This window comes from Silvimonas sp. (assembly GCF_031291215.1).
GTDB lineage: Bacteria > Pseudomonadota > Gammaproteobacteria > Burkholderiales > Chitinibacteraceae > Silvimonas > Silvimonas soli.
On sequence record NZ_JARLJK010000136.1, the window covers coordinates 370,095 to 396,235 of the forward strand.

A 26,141-nucleotide genomic window follows, 5' to 3' on the forward strand; every position below is an offset into this window, starting at 1 on the left:
GCTCAAGCCAGCACGCAAGCAGCCTCGGTACCTTCACTCATCTGACGCAGCGGTGGCAGCGTCTCGGCGCAGATCGCTTGCGCCTTGGGGCAGCGCGTGCGGAACACGCAGCCCGTCGGCGGGTTGATCGGTGAGGGCAGGTCGCCATTCAGAATCTGGATTACCTTGGCTTGTTCCAGCTTGGGGTCCGGAATCGGAATGGCCGACAGCAACGCCTGCGTGTACGGATGAGTGGGTTGGGCGTACAGCGCTTGCTTGGTCGCCAACTCCATGACATGCCCGAGATACATCACAAGTACGCGGTCACTGATGTGCTTCACCACGGCCAGATCATGCGCAATGAAAATCAGTGCCAGCCCCATCTCCCGCTGCAGTTCTTTGAGCAGGTTGATAATCTGCGCCTGAATCGAAACGTCTAGTGCCGAAACCGGTTCATCACAAATTACCAGCTTGGGCTCCAGAATCAACGCGCGGGCAATGCCGATGCGCTGTGCCTGACCGCCCGAGAACTCATGCGGATAACGGTTGATCTGCTGCTCGCGCAAACCCACGCGCACCATGATCTTGCGGACACGCGCCATCACTTCGTCATTGGACAATTCCGGACGATGCGTACGCAGCGGTTCACCGATAATCTGCGCCACGGTCATGCGCGGGTTCAGTGATGCCAGCGGATCCTGAAAGATCATCTGGATATCTTTGCGTGCAGCTTGCCAGTCGCCGTGACTGGCACCTTTCATTTCTTTGCCCATCCACACGATGCTGCCATCGGTAGCCGGGATCAGATTAAGCATGGCGCGAGACAAAGTGGATTTGCCGCAGCCCGATTCGCCCACCACACCCAATGTTTCGCCCGCATACAAATCGAACGAAACACCATCGACAGCCTTGAGCGTGCGTGGCGCTTGCCATGGCCACTTGTTGCCCTGGCGCACCTTGAAATGCACTTTCAGATCACGCACAGACAGAATGAGTTGTTTTTGCTCAGCCATGGACCAGCTCCTTGTGCTTGAGTGCAAACACTTCGGCACCAGCTTTGTGGCAGGCACGCAAAACTTGCGGATTCTCTGGAGTAGCCACCAGCGGCGGCATATCGGTATGGCAGCGCTGATCGGCCAGCGAACAACGCTCACTGAACGGGCAGCCCGCAGGCATATGCGCCATGTTCGGCGGATTGCCCGGAATCGAGATCAACTCGGCGCCGTCGTGATCCAGTCGTGGCAATGCGTTCAACAAGCCAATGGTGTACGGATGCGAAGGGCGATAGAAGATGTCGTCAGCCGTGCCGTATTCCATGGTGCGGCCGCCGTACATCACCATGACTTTGTCGCAGCTGCCGGCCACGACGCCCAGATCATGGGTAATCATGATGACGGCGGTGCCAAAGTCGCGTTGCAGTTCTTTCAGCAAGGTGATGATCTGCGCTTGTACGGTCACGTCCAGCGCGGTGGTCGGTTCATCAGCCACCAGGATTTCGGGCTCGCACAACAACGCCATGGCGATCATGACGCGTTGTCGCATACCGCCCGAAAACTCATGCGGATACATGGTAACGCGGCGGGCGGCTTCGGGAATCTTGACCGCTTCCAGCAGCTCGATGGCCCGTTTTTTGGCGGCCTTGCGGCCCATACCCTTGTGCAGCTCCAGGACCTCGGTCATCTGCCGCTCAACCGTCAGGTACGGGTTAAGCGAAGTCATCGGGTCCTGGAAGATCATGGAAATGCGATCGCCGCGAACCTTGTTCAGGTCTTTGGCCGGCATGGTGAGCAGGTTTTTGCCTTCAAACAGCGCTTCACCCGTGGCCTGGCCGTTGTTGGCCAGCAATCCCATCAGCGCCAGTACGGTCTGGCTTTTGCCGGAGCCGGATTCGCCGACGATGCCGATGGTCTTGCCGCGTTCCAGTTCAAAGTTGACGCCGTTGACCGCACTGATCACGCCGTCGGGCGTGGTGAACTGCACGCCCAGATTCTTTACTTGCAACAAACTCATGGCGGGCCTCAACGATCTTTCGGGTCGAATGCATCACGCAAGCCGTCGCCAATGTAATTGACGCAGCTCAGGGTGAGACACAGGAACAGGGACGGGAACAGCAGCATCCATGGCGTGGCATCCATCTTGCCAACAGAATCGCCAATCAATGCACCCCAACTGGTCATAGGCTCTTGCACGCCCAGACCCAGGAAAGACAGTACGGATTCGGTGAGAATCACGCCTGGCACGGTTACCGTGGTGTAGATCGCCACAATGCCCAGCAGATTGGGCACGATGTGATTGAAGATGATGCGATGCGTTGGCACGCCAATGGCGTGGGCCGCTTCGACAAACTCACGCGATTTGAGTGTGAGCGTCTGGCCACGTACCACTCGGGCGGTATCCAGCCACGAGAACACGGCGATGGTGATGATCACCAGATAGAACTCACGCCCGAACAACGTCATCATCAAAATGGCGATCAGCAGATACGGGACGGCGTACATCATGTCCACGATCCGCATCATGACCGAATCGGTCTTGCCGCCGAGGAAACCGGCGACAGCACCCCAGGCAATGCCGATTGCCACGCTGGCCAATGTACCCAGCAGGCCGACCAGCAACGAGATGCGTCCACCAATCAAGGTGCGAACCAGAATGTCGCGGCCCAGTTCGTCAGTACCAAACCAGTGAGTGCCCGCCCAAGTAGGTGCCATGCTGATGGCGCCCCAGTCGGTGTCGTCAAAAGCGTGCGGCAGCAGCGACGGTCCGATCAAACAGGCGAGGGTGATCAGCACCAGCAAAACGGTGCTGACTACGGCGGCTTTGTTTTTGGAAAAACGACGGCGCGCATCGGCCCAGGGACTGCGGCCTTTGATGCTGGCGAGCGGCAAATCGGTTACCGCGCCGGCCAGAGCGAGTTTTTTACGTGTGAATAACATGGCCACCTCAGTAACGGATACGCGGATCGAGCAGTGCGTACACCAGATCGACCAGCAAATTGAACAGCACGGCGATCAGGGTGATCAGCACCACCAGTCCCAGCACCAGTGTGTAATCGCGGTTGGACGCGCCATTCACGATCAGCTTGCCTAAGCCCGGCAGCGCAAACACGGTTTCGGTGACAACGGCGGCAGTAATTGAACTGATTGCCAGCGGGCCAAGTACGGAGGCAACTGGAATCAATGCTGGCTTGAGCGCGTGGCGCAAGACGATCGTGCGCAGCGGCAGGCCTTTGGCGCGAGCGGTGCGGATAAAGTTGCTTGTCATCGTTTCGACAAGTCCGGCGCGCATAATGCGGCCAATCGTCGCCACGTTGATAATGCTCAACAAGGCAATCGGCAGCACCATATAGCGTATGCCGCCATCCCAGCCGCCGGCAGGCAACCAGCCGTCACCATCCGGGTGCTTGAGCCAGATAGCGAAGATCAGGATCAAAACCGGTCCGAGCACAAACGAAGGTACGGTGTTGCCAATGTTGCCTAAAAACATCACCACGTAATCAATGGCGCTGTTTTGCCGCAGCGCGGCGGCAATGCCAAGTATGACGCCGACGACCAAGGCGATGATCATCGAAATGCCACCGATGGTCAGCGATACGGGCAAAGCTTGGGCAACCAGTGAGTTGACACTCCAGTCCGCGTAGCGGAAAGACGCACCCAGATCGCCATGGGCAAGGTCGTTGAGGTAGTACAGGTACTGCTTCCACATCGGCTGGTCGAGGTGGTATTTCGCCTGCAGATTGGCCAGCACTGCTGGTGAAATCTGGCGTTCGCTATCGAATGGTCCACCTGGGGTTAGGTGCAGCATTACATAGCAAATGGTAATGACGGCCAGCGCGGTGGGGATCGCCCACAGCACCCGGCGCAAGATGTAAGACCACATTTGATTTTCTTCCCGACTGGAACAACAAAAAGGCGCGCCCACGCAGGGCCGCGCCATTATTCCAGAATTCTGGAACGGCTGCGCAAAGGTGCGACTGACGGAAATACCGTATTGTCACAACACTTTGCGCGCTCTCGGTGCTTCTACTTAGTGCTTGATGATGTAGAAATCCTGCGTGAGGTAGTCATCCAGGAAGTTGGTGTTGGTGTAACCACCCACGTACGACTTCACCAGACGTGCCTTGGCGTACTGGAACATCGGGATGACTGCGTAGTCTTCCATTGCGAGTTCCATGGCCTTGGAGAACGCCGCAGTGCGCTTGCCGGCGTCGGTTTGCTGGTTACCGTCAGCAATCAGACCATCCACTGTCTTGCTGCAGTAGAAGGTATCGTTCTGCGCGCTGCCGCAACGGACCAGGTCGAGGAACGACGTTGCGTCGTTGTAATCGGCAATCCAGGCATTGCGAGCCAGTTGATACGCACCGTCATGACGTGTCTTGACGAACACCTTGAACTCCTGGTTTTCCATGCTGGTTTGCAGGCCGAGCTTGTTTTTCCATTCAGAGGCCAGGAAGAGGGCGATCTTCTTGTGCATTTCGTTGGTGTTGTAGGTGATCTTCAGCGTCAGTGGTTTCTTGCCCGGACCATAACCTGCGTCAGACAGCAGCTTTTTGGCTTCGGTTACGCGTTGGGCCATCGGCTCTTTGGTCCAGCTGTAGGTGGTCGGCGTGCCAGCACTGGTGCCTTTCACAAACAAGCTATAAGCCGGAGTCTCGCCATTGCCGGTAACGCGCTGGGTGAGGATGTCGCGGTCAACCACCATAGACAATGCCTGGCGCACGCGCTTGTCTTTGAACTCTGGCAGGTTGTTGTTCATGTTGAAGTAGTAGACGCCCAACCATGGGGTGTTACGCAGTTCGCCACCAAACTGCTGCTTGAGCGAAGCGTAGATGCCTGTCGGGATTTCGTCGGTCCAGTCCATTTCCCCGGACTTGTACATCTTCAGTGCAGTATCGTCGCTCTCAACCGGGTTGTAGGTCACTTTGGTGATCACAACGGTTTTGGCGTTCCAGTAGTTCGGGTTCTTGACCAGAACTACACGGTTATTTGGTACCCATTCAGCCAGCATGTAGGCGCCGTTGGACACCATCTTGCCGGGCTTGACCCAATCTTTGCCGTTTTTATCCAGTGCTTCTTTTTTCAGCGGGGCCATATTGCCCATTGCCACCAAACCTGGGAAGAACGGCACCACGTCGGTGGTTTTAACTTCAAGCGTGTATTTGTCGGTCGCTTTTACGCCCAGTTCTTTGGGCGCTTTTTTACCAGCGACGATGTCTTTGGCGTTAGCAATGAATTCATGCAGGATGGTGTACTTGGAACCGGTTTTCGGATCCACGGTACGCTGCCAGGAGTAAACAAAATCATCGGCGGTAACCGGGCTGCCGTCAGAGAACTTCGCGTCTTTACGCAGCTTGAATACCCAAGTATGCGGGTCGGTCTGCTTCCAGCTTTCGGCTACGCCAGGCAGGATGCTGCCATCGGCGCCGTTGCGAGTCAGACCTTCAAACAGATCGCTGGCGATGTAGTTGGCCGGTTTGGTTTCATACAGGCTTGGATCAAGCGAATCCGGCTCAGTGCCGTTGTGGCGCACCAGTTCTTGTTTGTCTGCCAGTTTGACGCCAGCTGGCACGTTCGCGGCCAGTGCGGTCAGGCTGCAGAGCCCGAGTGACGCGGCAAGCGCCGCTGCAATGATTTTGCGGTTCATGAAGTGCAACTCCTGGCCAATCGTGTTGGCATTTTGATTTGATGTGCCGCCAGCACGCGGGTGGTGCGCTGACAGTCGCCGGGTATAAACAAAACCGCTGCCAAGACTGTAAAGCACGCCCTGACAGCGGATCTTTGTCCTTAGAACAATGCAATCAGACCTACGCTGAGCACCTTGCTGTCGCCAGCACTGGATGCAGTCCAGCCCATGTCTGCGGCAGAGCTCTGAAATCCGTTCTGCCCGCGATTTTTAATGTAACTCGCCTCGGTGTAAAGCAGGGAATGCTTAGAGAGGTTGTAATCTGTGCCAATTTCAAATTGATCGGCGGTCCTCAAGCTCGGGCCGTTATCAAATTTCCCTGCAAACTGATGGACATAGCCAACGCGGGGAGTCCACTTGCCGATGCTGTCTTGCGCCATCAGCAGCACGCTATCGCGTTTCATTTGTGTTGCGGTTGGCGCACTGGCTGGCGCACCGGCCAAGTCCTGTTGCGCATGTTGGTACAGGGCACCAAAGATCATGCCTGGCACAGGGTAGATCTGTGCGCCCAACAAATAGGACTGCATGGATTTACCTTCGGCACCGGTCGGGTTGTACCAGGCGCCTGCGTTCGTGACGTCAGACAGGTCGCGGCCGGAGTTGCCGAACTTCTGATAGGCACCATACAAAGCAAACTTTTCCTGGGCGTATTTGGCGGATACGGTGTAGCCGTAGGCATTGTCGTTGCTGCCATCCCTGAGTTGATATTCACCCTTGAGTACCAGTCCCTCCCATTTGGGTGAGGTATAAAACAATGTGCCATTCGGGAAGGAGCGATACGTGCCGTCTTTAAATGTGCTCACCAGGGTTGTATTCGATTCAAACAAGTCGAAATCATCCATGACTTGCGAATAGGTGGACTTGGATTTACCCGAGCGAAACGAACCCCAATCTTTGTCGGAAATACCAATCCAGGCTTCGCGACTACCCCACGTGTAACCGCCGGTGTATTGATACAGATTCCATTCCAGCGTGCTGCCATTATCCAGTTTGTCTGAGCCTTTGAAGCCAAGGCGGGCGCCAATATCCTGGTAATACAGGCGATTGCCGCTATTGTTGCCGCTGGTGCCGTAGTCGATAGATGCTTGAGCAATACCGTAAATGGTAACGTCCGCGAGGCTAGTGCCTGCTGCGCAGGTCAAAGCAATGGTCATGGCCAGTTTGGAGAGTCTCATCCCGTCTTTTCCCGTGAATTTTTAGATTTTCGGCTCCCGACACTGGTGAAGCGCGTCGGGACGTATTGATCATTTCACGGTCGACGGAAAATTTAAGCCGGTAAAAAGACGAATGGAAAATTGCAGGAAAATAATGTTAGCCGCAACCCATTTTGAAATTGAATGATTAAAAATTTGAGAAAAATTAAAATAACTATTTCTAATAAATGGTGGATTTGATTTTTGTCAAATTGATGGGAATTTTTCTTACAATGGACATGCTTTTGATCGTGCACTTTACGGCGATTGCGCTGAAATAATAAAGTGCATTGGCATGATTTATTTGCCGGATGGCAGGTTAAATTTATTTGATGCACATTTAATGTGGTGTTCGGGCGACAGGTTTGGGGTTTGTTAAATATTTTTGACCGGAAAATGTACCAGTGGGGTCGAGACATTTCTGAATTTACGGCGTGAATCGGACGAGCAGGCATCGAGGCGTGCTATGGCTACCGCCAAATAAAAATCCGGCCACCTGCAAGGGGGTGGCCGGATTGATGTGTTGCTACTTGCGCTCCCGGAAAACCAACCGGGAACCCACAAGCTTAGAACCATTCAGCGTGGAAGATGCCTGGCTTGTCGGTGCGCTCGAAAGTGTGCGCGCCGAAGTAGTCACGTTGTGCCTGGATCAGGTTGGCTGGCAGGCGGGCAGCGCGGTAGCTGTCGAAGTAGGAGATTGCGGAACCGAAGGTCGGCACTGCAACACCAGCTTGAACGGCAGCAGCAACCACATCACGCAGTGCAGCCTGGTATTCGTTGGCAACGCCAGCGAAGTACGGGTCCAGCAACAGGTTGGTCAGTTGCGGGTTGTTGCGGTATGCATCGGTGATGTTTTGCAGGAAGCCCGAACGGATAATGCAACCAGCGCGGAAGATCTTGGCGATTTCGCCGTATTGCAGATCCCACTTGCTTTCGTCGGACTGGGCGCGCATTTGGGCGAAGCCTTGAGCGTACGAAGCGATCTTGGACAGATAAAGTGCGCGGCGAACCGATTCAACGAATGCTTTCTTGTCAGCAATGACAGGCTTGTTGGCTGGGCCATTCAGCAGCTTGCTGGCTTGAACGCGTTCGTCTTTCAGTGCGGAGATGAAACGCGCGAACACGGATTCAGTGATCAGTGGCAGCGGTACGCCCAGATCGAGCGCGGACTTGCTGGTCCACTTGCCCGTGCCTTTTTGGCCGGCCTTGTCCAGAATCACATCAACCAGTTCGCCACCGGTATCAGCATCTTTTTTCTTGAAGATGTTGGCGGTGATTTCGATCAGGAAGCTGTCCAGTTCGCCCTTGTTCCAGTCAGCGAACACGTCGGCCAGTTCGGCGTTCGACAGGCCAACCACATCCTTCAGGATGGCGTAGGCTTCAGCGATCAGCTGCATGTCGCCGTATTCGATGCCGTTGTGAACCATCTTCACGTAATGACCAGCGCCATCCGGGCCGATGTAAGTCACGCAAGGTTCGCCATCCGGAGCCTTCGCAGCAATTTGCGTCAGGATCGGAGCGACCAATGCATAGGCTTCTTTCTGGCCGCCAGGCATGATCGACGGACCTTTCAGTGCGCCTTCTTCACCGCCGGATACACCGGTGCCAATGAAGTTGAAGCCCAGGTCAGACAATTCTTTGTTACGACGGATGGTGTCGGTGTACAGCGTGTTGCCACCGTCGATAATGATGTCGCCCTTGTCCAGCAGGGGCTTCAGTTGGTCGATGGTGGCATCGGTAGCGGTACCGGCCTTCACCATCAGCAAAATGCGACGTGGGGTTTCGAGCGAAGCAACGAAATCTTCCAGCGTGTGGTGCGGAACCAGCTTCTTGCCTGGGTTTTCCGCGATAACTTCGTCGGTCTTTTCTGCCGAGCGGTTGTAGATCGAAACCGTGTGGCCACGGCTTTCAATGTTCAACGCCAGGTTACGGCCCATAACGGCCATGCCGATGACGCCGATTTGTTGCTTGGACATTTCTTCTGCTCCTGTCGATGCGCGTATTCGTAGAGCCGCGCCTGTTCTCACGATGGAATCAGCCTCTTGGGCTGAACTTGCCAATGCAAGCCGCCGCAGTGATTTTCGGCTGCATTTGATATGGGGTTTCTTTTCGCCTGATAAAGACGGTCTACTGCAAAGTTGGCACTTGCAGCAGTTGAAACCTCTATTTTCTGCCTGTGGGGTAAACCGCGCTTTCCAGACAAATAACAGTCCAGAGTGTTCCGATGATTCCGGGAGAAGCTGCGTACTTCAACAGTCCTGGACAAGGAAAAGCGAGCCATACATCCGGCACGGGTGCCAGAAAAACCTTCGCATCTTACACCCCTGTGGCTGAAGCTTCTACGCCGTTTCGACGAAACAGTGTTTCCAGTGAGGAAACAAAGCGTTGCTTGTCGGTGGCAAGTTTTGGTGCGGGAAGTAAGACCATTTTGGACTGATTTATTAAATCACTTGAACTGTGACGGCTTATATATTGATTTTATTTGATAAAACCAAAATTCAATATCGCAGGCTCTCGTGGGGCGATAACTGTGGCTGACGGACAAGGTCATGGTTTGTCTGCATCTTCAGTGCCTCCAGTTATTCGAACCAGAATGGGGCGCAACATAAGCGCAGGCCAGGAAAAAGCCCGCATCTGCGGGCCGCTCGAAACGGGGAAGGGCTTAGAGGTGGAATAGATGCTTGGCCTGGATTTTGCGGCTTTGCTCACCGATCTGGTATTCAATGTGATGGAACGAAAGGCGGCGCATTACTGCTTCAATCGTTTCTTTCTGTGCCGTTTCTCCAAGTGGAAAATCCACGATACGGCGCAGGGCCATGTTCTCTGGAAATTCGTGCTGGATTACAGCTTCAAGCACCAGCGAGTCCACCTGTGACGGGGCGAGTGCTTCGCCGAAGTCATAGGTAAATGTCTTCTCGTTTTCGTGCGTTCTGTAGGTGATGCGGATCGGTTTCATGGTGTCACAAGCCTCCTTTTACCTGAGGTGCACTAGGGTTGGGTGAGTGTTATTTCACTGAATATGAATTGTGAACGTGAAACTCAAGCACGAACCAGACCAGTTGCCGATTAGCGGCAAAGAGGGCGTGATAGCTGGCAATGGCTAGCGCATTTGCGGCCAAGAAACTTGAGCCACTACAAGGGGGCTTTCGTGCGTTGAATGGCTGGACGGGAGGGGAGGTGGTCAAGTTCAGGCCGCGCGCGCTCAATCAACACGCCCGGGCCGCTACCAACAGTCCATAGATCTGGATATTGGTCGCAAAATGAAAAAAGCCGCATTGAGCGGCTTTTTCTTGTTCAGTTTTGGCTTGGCCTTTCGTGGCATTGGACCATCTCTGCGCCAAAAACATTCCAAGTCATTGATTTTGCTGGGGATTGTGGAGCGGGCGATGGGAATCGAACCCACGGCTCTAGCTTGGGAAGCTAGGGTATTACCATTATACGACGCCCGCAACGAAGCCCGGATACTACCCGAACGGCTTCGCAGGGGCAAGCTGGCGTAGGCGTGCCAGCCAAGGTGAAGCCTTGTGGCAAGTCACGAAAATAGCATGTTTGACGCAGTCATTTCCGGGGCGCAGATAAACGTGACTAGCCGCATAAAGCGCTGGCGCAGATTGGGCGGCTAGTCACAAAAATATCTGTTTATTGCGGCCGCTCTTTTGCATCAAATACTTGCATAATTTTGTGACTTGTCACATAATTAATCCATATTCAATGCAAGTCACAAAAGGACGCGATCATGAAGCAAGCAGCCGACACCCTGACCGCCGAATTGCCCGGTCTTTCTGTGGTATTGAAACGCGGTCGGCCTTGTGTCGGGGCTCGCCCCATGACGGCGGCGGAACGTAAACGCCGCAGTCGGCATCAGCGCATGCAGTCGGCGCTGACATCTATGGATGTCACCAGCGTGCAAATTCCGGTGCAGTTGAATGCAGTGGTTGATGAGCGCACGCGGCGGTTGCTGCGCCAGCGGGCCGCAGAGCGAGGCGTGACGATAGGTGTGTTGATCGATGAAATGATGGCGCGCCTGATGAATTAACACTCAAGGGCGCATGTCAGAAGATCGCAACAAAAAAAGCCAGACCGGGTTGAGTGGTCTGGCTTTTTTTGTTTTCAGCGCTGGTCTGGTTTATTCGAACAGACTGTCAAGCAGGTCTTCGTTATTGGCGCCGAGGTTTCCCGCCAACACCAGCGTGGTGGCGTTTTCGATGTCCGGCGAGAACCAGCGATCTTTTTCATAGAACGGCACCTTGGCGCGCAAGTGGCCACGAACTTGAGCCAGGCGCGGCGAGGTGACCAGCGGCGCATGAAAATCCACGCCCTGCGCTGCGGCCAGCAATTCAATGCCAACCACCGTGGCGGTGTTGCGCGCGATATCGTCCAGGCGACGGCCAGCGAAGGTCGCCATGCTGACGTGATCCTCCTGGTTGGCGGAGGTAGGCAGGCTATCAATACTGGCCGGGTGCGCCAGAGTTTTGTTTTCAGACGCCAACGCCGCAGCTGTTACCTGCGCAATCATGAAGCCGGAGTTCAGCCCCGGTGCGTTGACCAGAAATGGCGGCAGGCCAGACAGCGAGGCGTCGATCAGCAGGGCAATACGGCGTTCAGATAATGCGCCAATTTCCGAGATGGCCAAGGCCAGCGTATCTGCCGCAAACGCGACGGGCTCGGCGTGGAAGTTGCCGCCAGACAGTACAGCGTCGTCAGCGCCATTTTCACCGGCAAACACCAGCGGATTATCAGTAACCGCGTTGGCTTCAATCAGCAAAGTGCGGGCGGCTTGAGTGATCAGATCATGACAAGCACCCATTACCTGAGGCTGGCAGCGCAGACTGTACGGGTCTTGGACACGCTCGTCGTTTTCCAGATGGGATTTACGGATTTCGCTGCCCACCAACAACTCACGATAAATGCGCGCAAGACGAATCTGGCCGGCCTGCCCACGCACTTCGTGAATGCGCGCATCAAATGGGGCGTCACTGCCGCGTGCGGCGTCAATTGCCAGCGCGCCGGATAATGTCGCCGCAGCGAACACCCGTTCCGCCATAAACAAACCATGCAAAGTCAGCGCCGTTGAAACCTGCGTGCCATTGATCAGCGCCAGCCCTTCTTTGGCGGCCAGTCGCAATGGCGTGATGCCGGTCTTGGCGAGTACTTCGCGAGCGGGCAAACGCTGGCCATCGAGCCAGGCATCGCCTTCACCCATCAGCGCCAGCGTCATATGAGACAACGGTGCCAGATCGCCCGAAGCGCCCACCGAACCCTTGGCCGGAATATGCGGGATCACCCCAGCGTTGAGTGCCGCCAACAGTGTTTCCACAATCACCGGGCGAACGCCGGAGAATCCGCGTGCCAGACTGCCAATCTTCAGCGCCATCACCAGCCGGGTTACGGCCGGGCTCAGTGCTTCACCCACGCCGACGGAGTGCGACAGGATCAGATTGCGTTGCAGTTCTTCCAGTTGTTCATCCGGAATGCGGGTGTGCGCCAGCTTGCCAAAACCGGTATTGATGCCATACGCGGCATGACCCTTGCCGAAAATGCGCGCTACCACATCGGCGGAGGCTTGCATTGCAGGCCACGCTTCTGGATCAAGCACCAGCTGGTGCGGTGCTTGCCACAGATTGCGCAGGTCGTTCAGGGAAAACTGGCCGGGTTTCAGTTGAATGCGTGGGCTCATGCTGCAGGTCCGTTTGATATCTGGTGGATGCTTGCTCGCTGGCAATGGGTGCCAAAGCGTGCGCTTGATTTATGCCGGTTCGCCCTGACTCTGTTGATGTGCCAGGGGCGAATAATTGCCGGTCAGGTTCAATGGAAGATGGGCATTCTACGTGTTTTGTTGGTTGTATATACAATTAGCACAAACCCGCATGAACGCACGATTATTTATCGATTCTGATGCCCGCTGCAGCAACACGCAGTCGTTTGGAAGTGGCGCTGATAAGGGCTGCAGATATGACGGTTGCGTGGCGGCGGGTTCAGCAATTTTCGCGCTTGCACACTATGGTGAAAGGGGCTCAATGCACGTAATTGCGTGTTGTTGAGCCTGCCGGTGCTGCTGCCTGTGTGCGCAGTACTGGTCTGTTCGTTACCCCTTGGTGGGTGCCCCCACAAGGCAGGTAAACACCCCGACTGCAAGTTGCAGCGGGGTATAAACGAGAGAGGTTCCCGTGTCCCGCAAAACGCCTATCGAGCGCTACCGCAATATCGGTATCAGCGCGCATATCGACGCCGGTAAAACGACCACCACCGAGCGCATCCTGTTCTACACCGGCGTCAATCACAAAATTGGCGAAGTCCATGACGGCGCGGCCACCATGGACTGGATGGAACAAGAACAAGAACGCGGGATCACGATTACCTCGGCGGCGACCACGGCATTCTGGAAGGGCATGGCCGGCAATTATCCAGAACACCGCATCAACATTATCGATACCCCCGGTCACGTCGACTTCACCATTGAGGTGGAGCGTTCCATGCGCGTGCTTGATGGCGCCTGCATGGTGTACGACTCGGTCGGTGGCGTGCAGCCGCAATCCGAAACCGTCTGGCGTCAGGCCAACAAATACAAAGTGCCGCGCATTGCCTTTGTGAACAAGATGGATCGGGTCGGTGCGGATTTTTTCCGCGTCCAGAAGCAGATTGCCGAGCGCCTGAAGGGCGTGGCGGTGCCGATCCAGATTCCGGTCGGCGCTGAAGACCATTTTCACGGCGTGATCGACCTGGTCAAGATGAAGGCGATCATCTGGGATGACGTCAGTCAGGGCGTGCATTTTGAATATGCCGATATCCCGGCTGATTTGCTCGATAGCGCCAACGAGTGGCACGAGAAAATGGTCGAAGCCGCGGCGGAAGGTGATGAAGACCTGCTGCAGAAATATCTGGGTGGCGAAACGCTGACCGAAGACGAGATCAAGCGCGGCCTGCGTAAACGCACCATCGCCAATGAAATCGTACCGATGTTGTGCGGCAGTGCGTTCAAGAACAAAGGCGTGCAGGCAATGCTGGATGCCGTCATCGACTACATGCCGTCGCCCATCGATGTACCCGCCATTTTGGGGCACAGCGAAGACGACAAAGAAATTGAGCGCCATCCGAGCGATGAAGAGCCGTTCTCCGCGCTCGCCTTCAAGATCATGACCGACCCGTTTGTGGGACAACTGACGTTCTTCCGGGTGTATTCCGGCGTGGTGCATTCCGGTGACGCACTCTACAACCCGACCAAGCAGAAGAAAGAACGGCTAGGGCGGATTTTGCAGATGCATGCCAACAACCGGGCCGAGATCAAGGACGTGTATGCGGGTGATATCGCCGCAGCAGTAGGGCTGAAAGATGCCACCACCGGCGACACGCTGTGCGATCCGGACAAGATCATCATTCTGGAACGGATGATTTTCCCGGAGCCGGTGATTTCGCAGGCGGTCGAGCCAAAAACCAAGGCCGATCAGGAAAAAATGGGCATTGCGCTCAATCGACTGGCGCAAGAAGATCCGTCCTTCCGGGTGCATACGGATGAAGAGTCGGGCCAGACCATTATTGAAGGCATGGGTGAGTTGCACCTGGAAATCCTGGTTGACCGGATGCGGCGCGAGTTTCACGTTGAGGCGACCGTGGGTAAGCCACAGGTGGCCTATCGCGAAACCATCCGCACTGCGGTGGAGGATGTTGAAGGCAAGTTCGTCAAGCAATCGGGCGGGCGCGGACAGTATGGTCACGCGGTGATCAAGCTGGAGCCGCAACCGCAAGGCAAGGGCTACGAGTTTGTCGATGCCATCAAGGGTGGGGTGATTCCGCGTGAGTTCATTCCAGCGGTGGATAAAGGCATTCGCGAAACGCTGACCGCTGGCGTGCTTGCGGGTTATCCAGTGGTGGACGTGAAAGTGACGCTGACTTTTGGCTCATACCACGACGTGGATTCCAACGAAAACGCCTTCCGCATGGCGGGGTCGATGGCGTTCAAGGACGGCATGCGGCGCGCCAAACCAGTTTTGCTGGAACCGTCCATGGCGATTGAAGTGGAAACGCCAGAGGAATTCATGGGGAACGTGATGGGCGACTTGTCGTCCCGGCGTGGCATGGTGCAGGGCATGGAAGACATTGCAGGCGGGGGTGGCAAACTGATCCGCGCTGAGGTGCCGTTGGCAGAAATGTTTGGTTATTCCACCACCTTGCGCTCGCTGACCCAAGGGCGTGCCACGTACACCATGGAGTTCAAGCATTACTCCGAGGCGCCGCCACCCGTGACGGCGGCAATTGTCAGTACCCGCCAACGCTGACAACTGCTGGCCAATCACGAAAAACGGGAATCCGCTGAAATGGATTCCCGTTTCTTTGTGATTCGTGCGCCAATTTGGCGATGGTGTTTTATGCAATTGTCTCGCCGTTCTGTGCATGGCGACGCGATAATGAAGCCTTCTCGACAGGGCGTAACTGCAAGATCCAATGCCAGATACATTCATCCCCGAATCAGCTAGCCAGTCCGCGATCGCTACGACCGCCGATCAGCCACAACCCTTTGTGCGCGAAGATAACGGCACGGTCTCGCTGCATTTTGATCTGAGCGCCACCCAAAGCAGCATGCGACTGGTGGCGCCGGACCATCTGGATCTGGGCTACACCCGGACCATGATGGGTTGTCTGCTGTTTAACGAGCAACCACGCCATGTGGTGTTGATCGGACTGGGTGGAGGTTCGCTCGCCAAGTATTGTTATCGCCACTGGCCGCAAGCACACATCACCGTGCTGGAAATAAACCCCCAAGTCATTGCTTTGCGCGATGCCTTTGCCGTGCCGCCCGATGACGAGCGCTTCCGTATTGTGTGTGGTGATGGCGCGCAGTTGATTCGGGAATTATCTGAGCCGGCAGACTGGCTAATGGTCGACGGTTTTGATGCCGATGGACAAGCGCCCAGCCTGTGTACGCAGCGCTTTTACGATGATTGCCAGGCTGCGCTGGCCGAATCTGGCGTGCTGGTGGTGAACTTTTGGGGTAACGATCCGCATGTCGGCGCTTATTTGAGTCGCTTGCAGCGCAGTTTTGCTGATGACGTAGTGCTGATTCGTTCGGAAGATGCGGCTAATCAGGTGGCATTCGCCGGTAACGACCAGGTGACGCGACGTGCGGACGCACAATTGTTTGCAGCGGCCACTAGACTGGAACAGGGCCCGGCTCTGGGTTTGCGCAACACAGCCCAGCTGTTGACTGTTAGTCGGCGGCAATTGCAAATGGAGGGGGCAGAGGCTGCCGCAACTGATCTGGCGAAAGGCCCTTTGGCACATGAGTGAACGCGTACTGGAGCACCATCAGTGACCGCAGTTGGCCAGAAAATCCGTTTTTACCGGACGCGCATCCCCTCATTTGAGTGCGTGCCGGGTTGTCACGATTGCTGCGGGCCAGTGCTGGCGACGAGCGAAGAAATGTCGCGCTTGCCGCGCAAAAGTCGAGAGCAACAAGATGCCGCACTGGCCGAACTGAACTGCGTGCATCTGGGCGGTCAGGGCTGCCAGGTTTATAGCGAACGGCCATTGGTTTGCCGCTTGTTTGGCACCACACCGCGCCTGGCTTGTCCGCATGGCAAGCGTCCGGAGGTGATGATCGACGAAGAGATCGAACAGCAAATTTACCGATTCTTTGAAACCAATCGGCAAGTGCTGATCTGATCGCGGGCATGAAGTTCAATGAGGCGACCCTTGCGTGAAAGCTTCAGCGGGCTTAAGTCTGGTTGGCGGCCCGGATCAACGGGCCAGAACAGGGGACGAGTGCGCGTTTTGAATATGCGTTTTCGCTTATATTTGAGATTGAGCGACGCTTGCTGCCGCCAAAAGCCTGAAATGTGTGGCCGATGGCGGTTTTGGGCGCGCTTGGCATGCTGGATAACTCAAATAAAAACAGGAATTTTCATGCGTCATCTGGCTTTTGTTGCCTTGCTACTGGTGGTGGTTATTGCTGGCTGCGCCGTTCCGGCCAACGATGCGGGCAATGCCAGCAAAATTGCTTCTGCACCTACGCCCACGCCAACACCAGTCGTGACCCCAACGCCCACCCCGACGCCAGTGCCCGCCAAGCCGGTAAAACGCAAACCCGCCAAAAATGCCAGTGCCGCCAGCCAGATTACTGGCAAGCCTGCCGCTGGCAGCAAATTTTCCATGCTGCGCATTGGCATGACCCGGCATCAGGTCGAAGCGTTGATCGGCTTGCCCGGTGACGTCAAAACCACGCAACTGAAGAATGGTGGCACCAGGGATGAAACCTTCTATCAGCATGAAGGCGTTCTGTCGTTCAGCAAAAATGGCACCGTGCTGGCCCATATCTCGGTGGATACTGCCGCCAATGGTTATCAATAGCCGAACGGTAAGCCACGCTCAAAGCTCCGCCCGGCAGGCCTGCGCGCGGCATCCTCAAAGAGGATCAGCGATTTCTTTCCCGCCGGGTTATGGCTTAAGCTGCTTTATTTTCGCGCGGGGGAACGCCGTTTGAATGATCGTCAATTGCTGGTGGCCGGTGCGGCCAATATGTTTATTGCCATTGCTGCAGGGGCATTTGGTGCGCATGGACTGAAAAACATGCTGAGCCCGGAAATGCTGGCGATCTGGCAAACAGGTGTGACTTACCAAGCCAGTCACGGTTTGGGTTTGTTGTTGCTCGCTGTGCTGTGGGATCGCTTTGGCCGCAGGCAATTGTCATGGGCTGGCGCTTTAATGTTGTTGGGGATTGTCTTGTTTAGCGGCAGCTTGTATCTGCTGGCGTTGACCGGCGTGCGGATGCTGGGCGCAGTTACGCCATTTGGTGGTGTGGCATTTCTGGCCGCGTGGGCGATGGTAATGTGGGCAGGTGTGCGTTCGCGCCGCGATAGCGGTGCTGCATAAAACGCATAAGTTAGAACAGGCTAGCGGGTAAGGCGAGGGCGGGTTTACGCCCTCGCGCCAAGTAACGGGCTTAGCCGCGCTTGGTCATTAGCGACAGAAACTCGCTACGCAATACCGGATCGCGCAGGAACGAGCCGCGCATCACGCTGTTGGTCATCTTGGCTTCGGTGTCTTTCACACCGCGCCAATGCATGCAGAAGTGATCGGCTTCCATCACAATCGCCAACCCATCCGGCTGCAAACGCTCCTGCAGCAGATCGGCCACTTGTGACACAGCTTCTTCCTGGATTTGCGGACGATTCATAATCCATTCAATCAGTCGCACGTACTTGGATAAGCCAATCAAATTAGAGTGCTCATTCGGCATCACGCCCACCCAGACCCGGCCCAAAATCGGGCACAGGTGATGTGAGCATGCGCTGCGCACGGTGATTGGCCCGACGATCATCAGCTCGTTCAGGCGTTCAATATTGGGGAACTCGGTCACCGCTGGCATCGGGTGATAACGCCCGTGAAACACCTCGCGGATAAACATCTTGGCCACACGCTTGGCCGTGTCTTGGGTGTTGTGGTCGCTCGCAGTATCAATCACCAGGCTTTCCAGTACGCCACGCAGTTTTTCCTGGACTTCGAGCTGCAAGGCGTCCAGTTCACCTTCTTCGATGAATGCGGAGATGTTGTCGTTGGCGTGAAAGCGGGCCTTGGCGTTGACGATGCGGGCGCGGATCCGCTGAGACACGGCATCAGGTGCCGCCAGTGTGTACTCCGATTCTTGTTTGGGCATGATGCGTACCTTTGAACTGTTTATTTTTCTAGCAAAATTGACGAAAAGTTTAACCGGTTTCACCTGTCAGGTAAAAACAGTTCCCCGCTTTACAGCGCATCCGGGCGGGCGGCGGGCAGGTGAATCCGGGGTCGGGCAACGGGCCAATGTGTCCGCGAGTATTTGCGATATTCAATAAAATCAGGGGATTGCAGATATTCACAAAGCATATTGCTTCGCGATGTAGCCATTTTTTGGCATAATTGACTGGTCTAATTGTTAGCACGCTTAGACATTTTCTGGAGATTCTCCTGCCCCGCCGCAAGCGGGTTTTTTTTATGGCTGCGCGAAATGGTGAGGAAAAACGCTTTCGGGAGTGAGTGAGTCACCGCTTTGAGGGCTGGCCGCGCCGGGATGGACTCAGGCTTTGGCGGCGCTGCTTTCGCGTACGATTAATTGCACCGGTTGCAACGCATTGCACTCTTTATTGGGCCCGCTAAGCAACAAGGAGATGCCTTCTCGGCCCAAGGCTATCTTGTCGACGGCCAGGGTGGTCAAGCCAGGTTGCGCGGTGGCGGCGACACCCAAATCGTCGAAGCCGACAAAAGCGATATCCTGCGGCACGCGCAGCCCCGCTTCCTGGCAGACCCGCATGGCGGCCAGCGCCGTGGCATCGTTATAGGCAAAAATGGCATCTGGCCGTTCAGGCAGCGCCAGCAACTCGCGCATCGCGTAGGGCGCGCCGGTGGCGATATCCATGCCGGGCGGAATGAGCGTTTCCAGCGCTGGATCAGCAAGTCGTCCCGCATCAAACAGCGCCTGGCGATAGCCGCGTTCGCGCAAGCGGATCGAATAATGCGCCAGCGATCCTGACAAAAAAGCAATGCGTTGACGCCCGCCCGCGATCAGATGCTGTGTGGCCAACCACGCGCCTTGCTGGTTGTCGGTGTTGACGGCAGGCCAACCCGGGGAGTTCATGTCCGACAGCACCACTGGTTTGCCCAGCGAGCGAATGATTTCCAGCGTTTCCGGTTCGAAGAAGCCGATACACAATAGTGCGTCAGGCTCTTGGCGCAATATTTGCCGCCGCGCCGGTTTGGCCGGGCTCAGCGACAATACGTCACAGCTAATGCCGCGCTCCTGGCACGCTGCTGCCGCGCCCTTGAGCACTTCTGAATAAAACGGGTTTTCCTGCGGGACTTCATGCTGACTATGCAAGATGCACAGCACGCGCCGAATAGGATCGGGGCGTAGCCGGGTCTTGTCGTAACCCAGTTCCTGAGCCAATTGCAAAATGCGTTCACGCGTGGCGTTAGACAGGCCTTGTTGGTGTTTCAACGCACGTGAAACGGTTCCCACAGACACGCCGGCGGCGCGGGCGAGATCGCGAATGCTGACCGGCAAGGGGTGTTCCTTTTTTTATTTATTGTTTAAAGCTTCAGGCCCGAATGACCCGGCAAAGTCGGATGTTGTTGCCAGTGCGTCTTGCGCTGGCTGCTCTGCCGCGCATTATGCAGCAGGCATAGTCAGATGTGCTGAACGCTCGCTTGCAAGTGTGGTAATCAGCTCACCAAATAAGGTGTTTGCCCAGGAAAACCAGCTGCGGGTGAAGTCTGTCGGGTCGTCCGGCATGAATGATTCATGCATCAGACCGCTGCCACCGTCGCTGGCCAACAACATACGCAGACAAGTGCTGATTTCCACCTGATCCGAACTGGTCAGCGCCCGCATGATGATCGACATCGGCCAGATGCGCGGCATGAGCGTGTGCGGGCTACCGATGCCTTCCAGTTGCTCGTCGCCGCTACGGAAAAACCACGGGTTGTCGGTAGAAAGCGCAAACGCCCGAGTGTTGCGGTAAATCTCGTCGTTAATGTCTACGGCACCCAGGTAGGGCAAGGCCAGCAGGCTTGGAACATTGGCGTCGTCCATCATCAGCGCATTGCCGAATCCGTCCACTTCATATGCCCAGATGCGCCCGTGAACCGGGTGGATAACGATGGCATTCCGCTGCAGCGCGGCGTGCACCTCATCCGCCAGCGTGCGGCAGGTTTCGATAAGTGGATCATCGGGGTAAAGCGTATCGAGCATTGCGGCCAACTGGCGCAGGCTCACTACGGCAAAGTGGTTTGACGGCACCAGAAACGGGTAGATGCAGGCATCGTCCGAAGGGCGGAACATTGATGCGATCAAGCCGACGGGCCGCAGCGGATTGCCAATGCCATTGCATGGCAACGTATCCGATTGCCACGCCGTCTTGCGAGTAAAGCGATAGGGCCCCGCATCTGTTTTGCGTTGCTGTTGTTGTAGCGTGGCGACCAGCAAACGCATGGTTTGCAGCCAGAACGCGTTGTACGGGCGACGATCTTGCGTAATCTGCCAGTAGCCGTGCGCCAGGCGAATGGCGTAACACAGCGAATCCAGCTCCCATTTGCGCTCATGCAGTTCGGGCTTCATCTCGGTGTTATCGAGTTGCCATTCGCTGTGACCAGGGCCGTCGTTAAACGCATTGGCATACGGATCGAGCGCAATGCACGCGGTTTGACGACGCACCAGCCCGGCAATCATTCGCGCCAGTTGCGCGTCTTGCGGAATCAGTCGCATATACGGCCAAACCTGCGCCGTGCTGTCGCGCAACCACATGGCGTGAATGTCGCCGGTAATCACAAAGGTGTCCGGCTCGTCGTCGTCATCCTGAAAAAACACCGTGGTATCCAGCGTATTGGGATAACAGCGGATAAACATTGCGCGCAGCTTCGGGTTGGTGATGACTGCGGCAATCCGGGCAATTTCAGCCTCGACCGCGGCACTGATAAAGCGGGGCGATTGCGGTCGACCATGCGTACCAGTGCCGGTTGGAAGAGGGCTTGTCATTGCACATCTACCGGGTGATCACGCAGGGTTTGCACAACGTCGCCAGAATGATCAGTCAGCAACAGCAAGGCGCGACCCGCCGCCAACGTGGTTTGATAGCTGCGAGAAGTTATCTGGTCTTGCCAGGCCAGCTGGCTGTCGCGGCTGGATTCGCTCACCGCGATCCACAAATTGCAATCGGCAAAGCTTTGCTTTTGCAAAAACACGCCTGGTTGCGCCTCGCCGATCCACTGCCACGGCGCGCTCACTTTGGCTGTTTGCATGGCTTTGCGATAAACCGCTTCGAGCGTGTCGCTGCGCTGGTTGAGTTCAAGTGGTAACGGGCACCACAGAATGCGGCCACGACCAATCTCGATCTGGGTCAGGCTGGAGGCACTGCCATCCAGATGAGCGCCCGTGCTGAGTCGGCCAATTGCCTCGCCGCCAAAGCTGGCGCGCAGCATTGTGTCATCCAGTTGCAGAATTTCTTCGCGGCTTAGATTGCGTACGGCGGCCTCTTTCATGGCAAAACGCTGCGTAGCGGGGCGCCAGTATTCGTCCAGTGTGGCCGGGCCGGTGAGCAGTACCGTGACATCGTGCTGCAACAACAGGTTTTCCAGCGCAATCCACGTTTGTTGTGCCAGATTTTGCGGGCAGGGTAGCAAGACCAGTTTTGGTACGTCCACCAACAAGCTGTCCAGATCAAAGTCGCTGACTGCGCGCAACGGCAGACCCAGCTCAAAGAAGCAGCTGCGCACCAATTGTTGTGTGGCTTCAAGGGCTGAGCGCCGGTTGCTGTAATCGTTGGCAAATGGATAGATCACCGCCGTTTCCGGCAACTGTCGTGCAGCCAGTTTGACTTGCAGGTTGCCAAAAAACGCGCCGAAAGCGCCGGTGATTTCGGCTTCCGGTTTCATGGAGCCATCCGCTCGGCAAGCGCCGATATGCGACTCGTTGATATTGTCCATGTGGTAGTTGATGTTCCATATCCACTGTACCGCCCCGGCATTGCCACATGCAAAAGCGTAGGCATATTTGCGCTCCAGCAAAGCTTGCAGTTCGGCCTCGCTGCGACGCGAACGGCCATCTGGGCGCTCCACGTGCATGATGCCGGTTTCCTGGATCACGTTGGGCTTGCCCGGGGTTTTGCTGAACAGACTGTCCCAGGCCAGTGCATCATTGAGCCACCAGCTATGCACCGTGGTGTAATCGACTGCCTCGGCATAAAAGAACGGTTGCGGGCGTTGCTGGCCCAAGGCTTCATCCTGCCCGACACAAACCATTACGCCGGGTGCGATAGCGCGGATGGTTTGGGCCAGATCGCCCGCCCATTCGGCATGCATGGCTTGGGTAAACAAGCTGTAGTCGAGCCAGATACCGTGTTGTTTGGGCAGGATTTCGGTGTTGTTAAAGCCCACTTCTTCCGGTTGCGGCGGTAATACGGCAGACCAGTCTGGTAGTTGCGCCGGGCTGGCGTCCCAGCGAGCCTGCCAGACGCTGATGTCCGGCTCACGCTGCTGCAGCCAGCTTCTGAAAGCGGCAATTTCATGGGGATCGCGCAAAGTGCGTGGGCCAATGAAGATGCGCGCCGGGTCAAACAGCGATGGCTCGTTGATCAGGTCCCAGTGCACTCGTTTGGTCTGTGCGTGGCGCCCGACAATGGCGCGGATAAAGCGTTTTTGCGCCGCACGGGAGCGTGGGTCCAGATAAGGGTTGCTGCCTTCCCATGCTTCTGGGGTGAAGGCAAAAAAGGTAAAACACGCTTCCAGATCGTGTGCGGCGGCGGTGAGAATAAACGCATCAATGGCGCGCAGAATGGCTTCGTTGGCATGGCCATCGACAAACATGGCGTGGCGCCAGGCGCTCCAGATACCGGTACGCAAATAATTGACGCCCATGCCGGCCAGCGTTGCCATGTCGGCGTTCCACACCGCGACGTTAGGTAGCTGCAGAAATTTGCGGTGAACGTCACTGGCCATATAGGTCATGCCAACCACGGGTTGTGGCTGGCCATCGCGTTCAAAATAATCGCGCCCGGCGCGCAAGCGGGTTCCCCGTTCCAGCAAAGCGTGATCCCGGCCCCAGAAGCCTTGTTGCAGCTGGATGGTTTCGTTGCTGTCGCTGGTGAGCGTGACATCAACCTGATACTGACCAGCCTGTACCGCAAACGGTAAAACGTGTCGAATATTCACGGTTCCATCCGCATCCATCGCCAGACTTTGCGTCAGTTCATACAGTGTTTCATGGTCCTTGCCGACTTTGATTGTGGCTTGCCAGTTTTGCGGCTGCGCGTGGCCAAGTGCTTCACCTTGCAGCGTTAGCGTGGCGACCTCGCCGGGCTCGTAGCAAGCGAAGTCCGGCTTGATCCACCATTCGGTCACGCCATTGGCGGCGTGTTCGGCCAGAGTGATCAACGCTTTGGCGCCACCGTTGCGCCAGAAAGCAGCGTCGACATCCAGATTGGTAAAAATCTGCCGGGAACCAGCGGCTACTCCGCGCAGGCGTTCAATCAATACCACCGGGCTGGCAATGGCGTGGCCCGCCGCATTGCTAGCGATCAGCAATGGATGAATGCGCGCATCCATCGGGCCAGCCGAACCGGAATCCTGTGGCTGGTCTTTGTGTTTGGTCGGCATCAGCACAAAGCCGTCTGTGGGCGTACTGGCGGCAAACAAATCACAAAACTCGGTCAGCCACGGATAAGTGGTGCCCGGTTTGAGTTCGATGGCCGAGCCGCTGTCTACGGCCATGATCTCGTGGATATCCAGATCACGGAATAGCGCCGCTTGTTCACGGCTGCCACCATCTTCATCGACCGGTTGCGAGAATGCCTGCCGCCCCAGACTCACCAGCGCGCCGCCGCGCTGGATAAACGCCAGCACGGCCGCCCACGCTGTCCGCGGAACATAACGTCCATGCAAATGAATCAGCACATCGCCCTTGCCCTTGGCCGCGTTCAGCGCGGCGCTGAGTTTTTCGGCGGTATGAAATCCAATGCCCTGTGCCTTCAATTGCGCCAGTGCACTGGCGTCCGGGCGTGTGCCGTTAAACGGGAAGTTGGCGTCGTAAAAGGCAATCAAAGGCATGGTGGGTCCTGGTAGGCAATGGCCACCCGGCGCAAACCGGCTAGCTGAGTATTCAGATTATGCGAAAAACGGGGAGGGATGCGCCGCATGGATGAGTGCTACCCATGCGGCGCATCCTTGATACGAGCGGGCGATTTATTTTTTACCCAACTGCGCATTCCAGTAGGCGACGGCTTGATCCAGCGCCGCTTTGGCTGGCTGGCGGCCGCTGACTGCAGCTTCCAGTGCGGTGCTCAACGCCTTCATCATGCCCGCCTCATCTGGCAACCCAGAGACATTCAAAGTACGTGCGGCACCACCAGTCGTGGCTGCGACCGCACCGCCTGCAGTGGCCGCATCTTTGCTGTTTTGTCCGGCCATAAAGTACGGGTCCGCCAATGCGACTTTGGTTGAAGGCATGGTGGTTTCCGTGGCTTTGGAGAACGTCAGTTGCGCCTTGTCGCTGGTCAGAAATTGCCCCAACTTGATTGCCGCTTCTTTATGGGCGTAACCCTGTAGGACCGACCACATAAACAGATTGCCCGGCAGGATTTTATTGGGATACGGCGCTACCGCGGCGTTGGCGTAGACCTTGGGTGCATCGTTTTTGATGCGGATCAGCGCGGATGGTGCAGTGGCGATCATGGCGTAGCGGCCACTACCAAAGCCGGCGATTTCTGCTTCAAACGTATCTTTGAACAAATCCGGCGGAATCACGCCTTCTTTGACAGCCTTGGCGTATTTCTCCAGCAAGGCTACGTGTTGCGGGCCGTTGAATACGGCTTTGCCGTTTTGCAGAATCGGCAGTCCTTCCATCATGAAGATGCCGGTTACGCCTTCGTCGTTCATTTTGGGAACAAAACCGACCACGCCCGTTTTCTGCTTGATCAAGCGGGCAGCGGCGAGCATCTCATCGGTATTGCGCGGCAGGGCGGTTACGCCCGCTTTATCCAGAATGGCCTTGTTATAAATCAGCACCGGCACCTGGTTGTACCAAGGCATGCCGTAGGTCTTGCCTTCATAGCTGACGTCTTTCAGCGCGCCTTCGGTGTAGACCGACTGAAACGTGCTGATATCAATCGGCTGGATGATTTTTTTCTGCGCAAACTGCGCCATCCACGGCACGGTAATGTTGATCAGGCCTGGCTGACGGCCTGCAGCAACGGCGGCAATGACGCGGGTTTGATAGGTATCCCACGTGACATCAACCCATTTGGCCTGAATGTCTTTCTGGCTGGCGTTGAACTCTTTGGTGAGTTGCGTCATGACACCATCAAACTTGGGCGACAAGCTGTTGGACCAGAACTCCACCTCAACCGCGGCCTGTGCGGCGGAGGCAAGCGTCAGGCCGATAACTGCAGCGTGCAATGTCTTCTTCATGCTGTACGACTCCTGTTGATTTCAATGGCAGCCGGGCGATCGGCCGCACTGAAGTGCTGTGTTTATTTAATTATTTAATTTTTACTAAACAACAAAAGCCATTCTGTTCCTGACCTGCGTTTTAGGCAAGACGGTCCGCTTGCCTCAGTCTGGTCAGGGCAAGTGAAGCTAAATTCGCAGTTCAAGCGAGAAGGGTGGGAAGGGGTCAGAAAGAAAATGCGGGGGAGCGGATGCAACAAAAACAGCCGACGTGCTACATCGGCTGTTTGGTGAGTGGGCGAATGCCTGAGGAAGTTACGTAGTTACAACGACAGGAGCGCTGCGCAGGGCTGGTGGCGGGGCGATGTCTATCGCACATGAATGCCG

The 26,141-nt window shown here is 56.1% G+C and carries 20 protein-coding genes and 1 tRNA gene; 6 read left to right on the forward strand and 15 right to left on the reverse strand.

All coding sequences use genetic code 11. The features are described from left to right. Nucleotides 1-2 precede the first annotated feature (2 nt). The 9 genes from oppF to P4L78_RS17315 form a co-directional block, all read right to left on the reverse strand. On the reverse strand, nt 3-992 hold the full coding sequence (oppF, locus tag P4L78_RS17275; RefSeq protein WP_283149365.1) for a murein tripeptide/oligopeptide ABC transporter ATP binding protein OppF: 990 nt from the start codon (nt 990-992) through the stop codon (nt 3-5). Further along, nucleotides 985-1,989, reverse strand: coding sequence for an oligopeptide/dipeptide ABC transporter ATP-binding protein (locus P4L78_RS17280; protein ID WP_309329371.1), 1,005 nt, complete (start codon nt 1,987-1,989; stop codon nt 985-987). Before P4L78_RS17280 ends, oppF begins: the two co-directional genes overlap by 8 nt. 8 nt (nt 1,990-1,997) lie before the next feature. Further along, nucleotides 1,998-2,912 carry an ABC transporter permease subunit gene (locus P4L78_RS17285; RefSeq protein WP_283149367.1) on the reverse strand — a complete coding sequence of 305 codons (915 nt, stop codon included), beginning with the start codon at nt 2,910-2,912 and terminating at the stop codon, nt 1,998-2,000. A gap of 7 nt (nt 2,913-2,919) precedes the next feature. Next, nucleotides 2,920-3,855, reverse strand: coding sequence for an oligopeptide ABC transporter permease OppB (oppB, locus tag P4L78_RS17290; RefSeq protein WP_309329373.1), 936 nt, complete (start codon nt 3,853-3,855; stop codon nt 2,920-2,922). A gap of 147 nt (nt 3,856-4,002) precedes the next feature. Continuing rightward, nucleotides 4,003-5,619, reverse strand: a complete 1,617-nt coding sequence (locus P4L78_RS17295) for a peptide ABC transporter substrate-binding protein (protein ID WP_309329375.1) — start codon at nt 5,617-5,619, stop codon at nt 4,003-4,005. Between the two features lie 140 nt (nt 5,620-5,759). Then, nucleotides 5,760-6,833: a porin gene (locus P4L78_RS17300; RefSeq protein WP_309329377.1), complete on the reverse strand. Its 1,074-nt coding sequence runs from the start codon at nt 6,831-6,833 to the stop codon at nt 5,760-5,762. Nucleotides 6,834-7,417: 584 nt separating this feature from the next. Beyond that, a complete protein-coding gene (gndA, locus tag P4L78_RS17305; protein WP_283149371.1) occupies nt 7,418-8,827 on the reverse strand; it encodes an NADP-dependent phosphogluconate dehydrogenase in 1,410 nt (469 codons plus the stop codon). 686 nt (nt 8,828-9,513) lie between these two features. Further along, complete coding sequence (locus P4L78_RS17310; RefSeq protein ID WP_283149372.1) at nt 9,514-9,807, reverse strand: hypothetical protein; 294 nt, start codon at nt 9,805-9,807, stop codon at nt 9,514-9,516. Between the two features lie 419 nt (nt 9,808-10,226). Continuing rightward, a tRNA-Gly gene (locus P4L78_RS17315) sits at nt 10,227-10,300 on the reverse strand. A 287-nt stretch (nt 10,301-10,587) separates the two neighbouring features. On the opposite strand from P4L78_RS17315, the gene P4L78_RS17320 reads away from it, so the two are divergent. After that, entirely contained in the window at nt 10,588-10,887 is a 300-nt protein-coding gene (locus tag P4L78_RS17320; protein ID WP_309329380.1) for a hypothetical protein, read from the forward strand. Between the two features lie 90 nt (nt 10,888-10,977). Here P4L78_RS17320 and hutH read toward each other — a convergent pair whose 3' ends face one another. Continuing rightward, entirely contained in the window at nt 10,978-12,528 is a 1,551-nt protein-coding gene (hutH, locus tag P4L78_RS17325) for a histidine ammonia-lyase (RefSeq protein ID WP_309329382.1), read from the reverse strand. Between the two features lie 490 nt (nt 12,529-13,018). Here hutH and fusA point away from each other — a divergent pair, with 490 nt between their 5' ends. From fusA to P4L78_RS17350, 5 genes are all read left to right on the forward strand, one after another. Then, entirely contained in the window at nt 13,019-15,124 is a 2,106-nt protein-coding gene (gene fusA / locus P4L78_RS17330; RefSeq protein ID WP_283149375.1) for an elongation factor G, read from the forward strand. Nucleotides 15,125-15,290: 166 nt separating this feature from the next. Then, nucleotides 15,291-16,133, forward strand: coding sequence for a polyamine aminopropyltransferase (locus tag P4L78_RS17335; RefSeq protein WP_309329385.1), 843 nt, complete (start codon nt 15,291-15,293; stop codon nt 16,131-16,133). Nucleotides 16,134-16,154: 21 nt separating this feature from the next. Beyond that, a complete protein-coding gene (locus P4L78_RS17340) occupies nt 16,155-16,508 on the forward strand; it encodes a YkgJ family cysteine cluster protein (protein WP_309329387.1) in 354 nt (117 codons plus the stop codon). 240 nt (nt 16,509-16,748) lie between these two features. Beyond that, nucleotides 16,749-17,192 (forward strand): hypothetical protein, encoded by a 444-nt coding sequence (locus P4L78_RS17345; RefSeq protein WP_283149378.1) that lies wholly within the window; start codon nt 16,749-16,751, stop codon nt 17,190-17,192. Between the two features lie 129 nt (nt 17,193-17,321). After that, nucleotides 17,322-17,714 carry a DUF423 domain-containing protein gene (locus P4L78_RS17350; protein ID WP_309329390.1) on the forward strand — a complete coding sequence of 131 codons (393 nt, stop codon included), beginning with the start codon at nt 17,322-17,324 and terminating at the stop codon, nt 17,712-17,714. Nucleotides 17,715-17,784: 70 nt separating this feature from the next. On the opposite strand, the gene folE is transcribed toward P4L78_RS17350, so the two are convergent. From folE to P4L78_RS17375, 5 genes are all read right to left on the reverse strand, one after another. Further along, nucleotides 17,785-18,498, reverse strand: coding sequence for a GTP cyclohydrolase I (folE, locus tag P4L78_RS17355; protein WP_283149380.1), 714 nt, complete (start codon nt 18,496-18,498; stop codon nt 17,785-17,787). Nucleotides 18,499-18,897: 399 nt separating this feature from the next. Beyond that, nucleotides 18,898-19,881, reverse strand: a complete 984-nt coding sequence (locus P4L78_RS17360; RefSeq protein WP_283149381.1) for a LacI family DNA-binding transcriptional regulator — start codon at nt 19,879-19,881, stop codon at nt 18,898-18,900. Between the two features lie 105 nt (nt 19,882-19,986). Beyond that, nucleotides 19,987-21,351 (reverse strand): glycoside hydrolase family 125 protein, encoded by a 1,365-nt coding sequence (locus tag P4L78_RS17365; protein ID WP_309329392.1) that lies wholly within the window; start codon nt 21,349-21,351, stop codon nt 19,987-19,989. After that, entirely contained in the window at nt 21,348-24,416 is a 3,069-nt protein-coding gene (locus P4L78_RS17370) for a hypothetical protein (RefSeq protein WP_309329394.1), read from the reverse strand. The genes P4L78_RS17365 and P4L78_RS17370 overlap by 4 nt, the downstream gene beginning before the upstream one ends. A gap of 135 nt (nt 24,417-24,551) precedes the next feature. After that, nucleotides 24,552-25,775, reverse strand: a complete 1,224-nt coding sequence (locus tag P4L78_RS17375) for a sugar ABC transporter substrate-binding protein (RefSeq protein WP_309329396.1) — start codon at nt 25,773-25,775, stop codon at nt 24,552-24,554. Nucleotides 25,776-26,141 lie beyond the last annotated feature (366 nt).

Bases quoted from the DNA above. Each gene is read 5' to 3' on its own strand.
- P4L78_RS17280 (WP_309329371.1), bottom strand. From the start codon at position 1,989: ATGAGTTTGTTGCAAGTAAAGAATCTGGGCGTGCAGTTCACCACGCCC.
- P4L78_RS17320 (WP_309329380.1), top strand. From the start codon at position 10,588: ATGAAGCAAGCAGCCGACACCCTGACCGCCGAATTGCCCGGTCTTTCT.
- P4L78_RS17375 (WP_309329396.1), bottom strand. From the start codon at position 25,775: ATGAAGAAGACATTGCACGCTGCAGTTATCGGCCTGACGCTTGCCTCC.
- P4L78_RS17310 (WP_283149372.1), bottom strand. From the start codon at position 9,807: ATGAAACCGATCCGCATCACCTACAGAACGCACGAAAACGAGAAGACA.
- P4L78_RS17285 (WP_283149367.1), bottom strand. From the start codon at position 2,912: ATGTTATTCACACGTAAAAAACTCGCTCTGGCCGGCGCGGTAACCGAT.
- P4L78_RS17335 (WP_309329385.1), top strand. From the start codon at position 15,291: ATGCCAGATACATTCATCCCCGAATCAGCTAGCCAGTCCGCGATCGCT.
- folE (WP_283149380.1), bottom strand. From the start codon at position 18,498: ATGCCCAAACAAGAATCGGAGTACACACTGGCGGCACCTGATGCCGTG.
- P4L78_RS17365 (WP_309329392.1), bottom strand. From the start codon at position 21,351: ATGACAAGCCCTCTTCCAACCGGCACTGGTACGCATGGTCGACCGCAA.
- oppB (WP_309329373.1), bottom strand. From the start codon at position 3,855: ATGTGGTCTTACATCTTGCGCCGGGTGCTGTGGGCGATCCCCACCGCG.
- oppF (WP_283149365.1), bottom strand. From the start codon at position 992: ATGGCTGAGCAAAAACAACTCATTCTGTCTGTGCGTGATCTGAAAGTG.
- P4L78_RS17345 (WP_283149378.1), top strand. From the start codon at position 16,749: ATGCGTCATCTGGCTTTTGTTGCCTTGCTACTGGTGGTGGTTATTGCT.
- gndA (WP_283149371.1), bottom strand. From the start codon at position 8,827: ATGTCCAAGCAACAAATCGGCGTCATCGGCATGGCCGTTATGGGCCGT.
- P4L78_RS17370 (WP_309329394.1), bottom strand. From the start codon at position 24,416: ATGCCTTTGATTGCCTTTTACGACGCCAACTTCCCGTTTAACGGCACA.
- P4L78_RS17300 (WP_309329377.1), bottom strand. From the start codon at position 6,833: ATGAGACTCTCCAAACTGGCCATGACCATTGCTTTGACCTGCGCAGCA.
- P4L78_RS17295 (WP_309329375.1), bottom strand. From the start codon at position 5,619: ATGAACCGCAAAATCATTGCAGCGGCGCTTGCCGCGTCACTCGGGCTC.
- hutH (WP_309329382.1), bottom strand. From the start codon at position 12,528: ATGAGCCCACGCATTCAACTGAAACCCGGCCAGTTTTCCCTGAACGAC.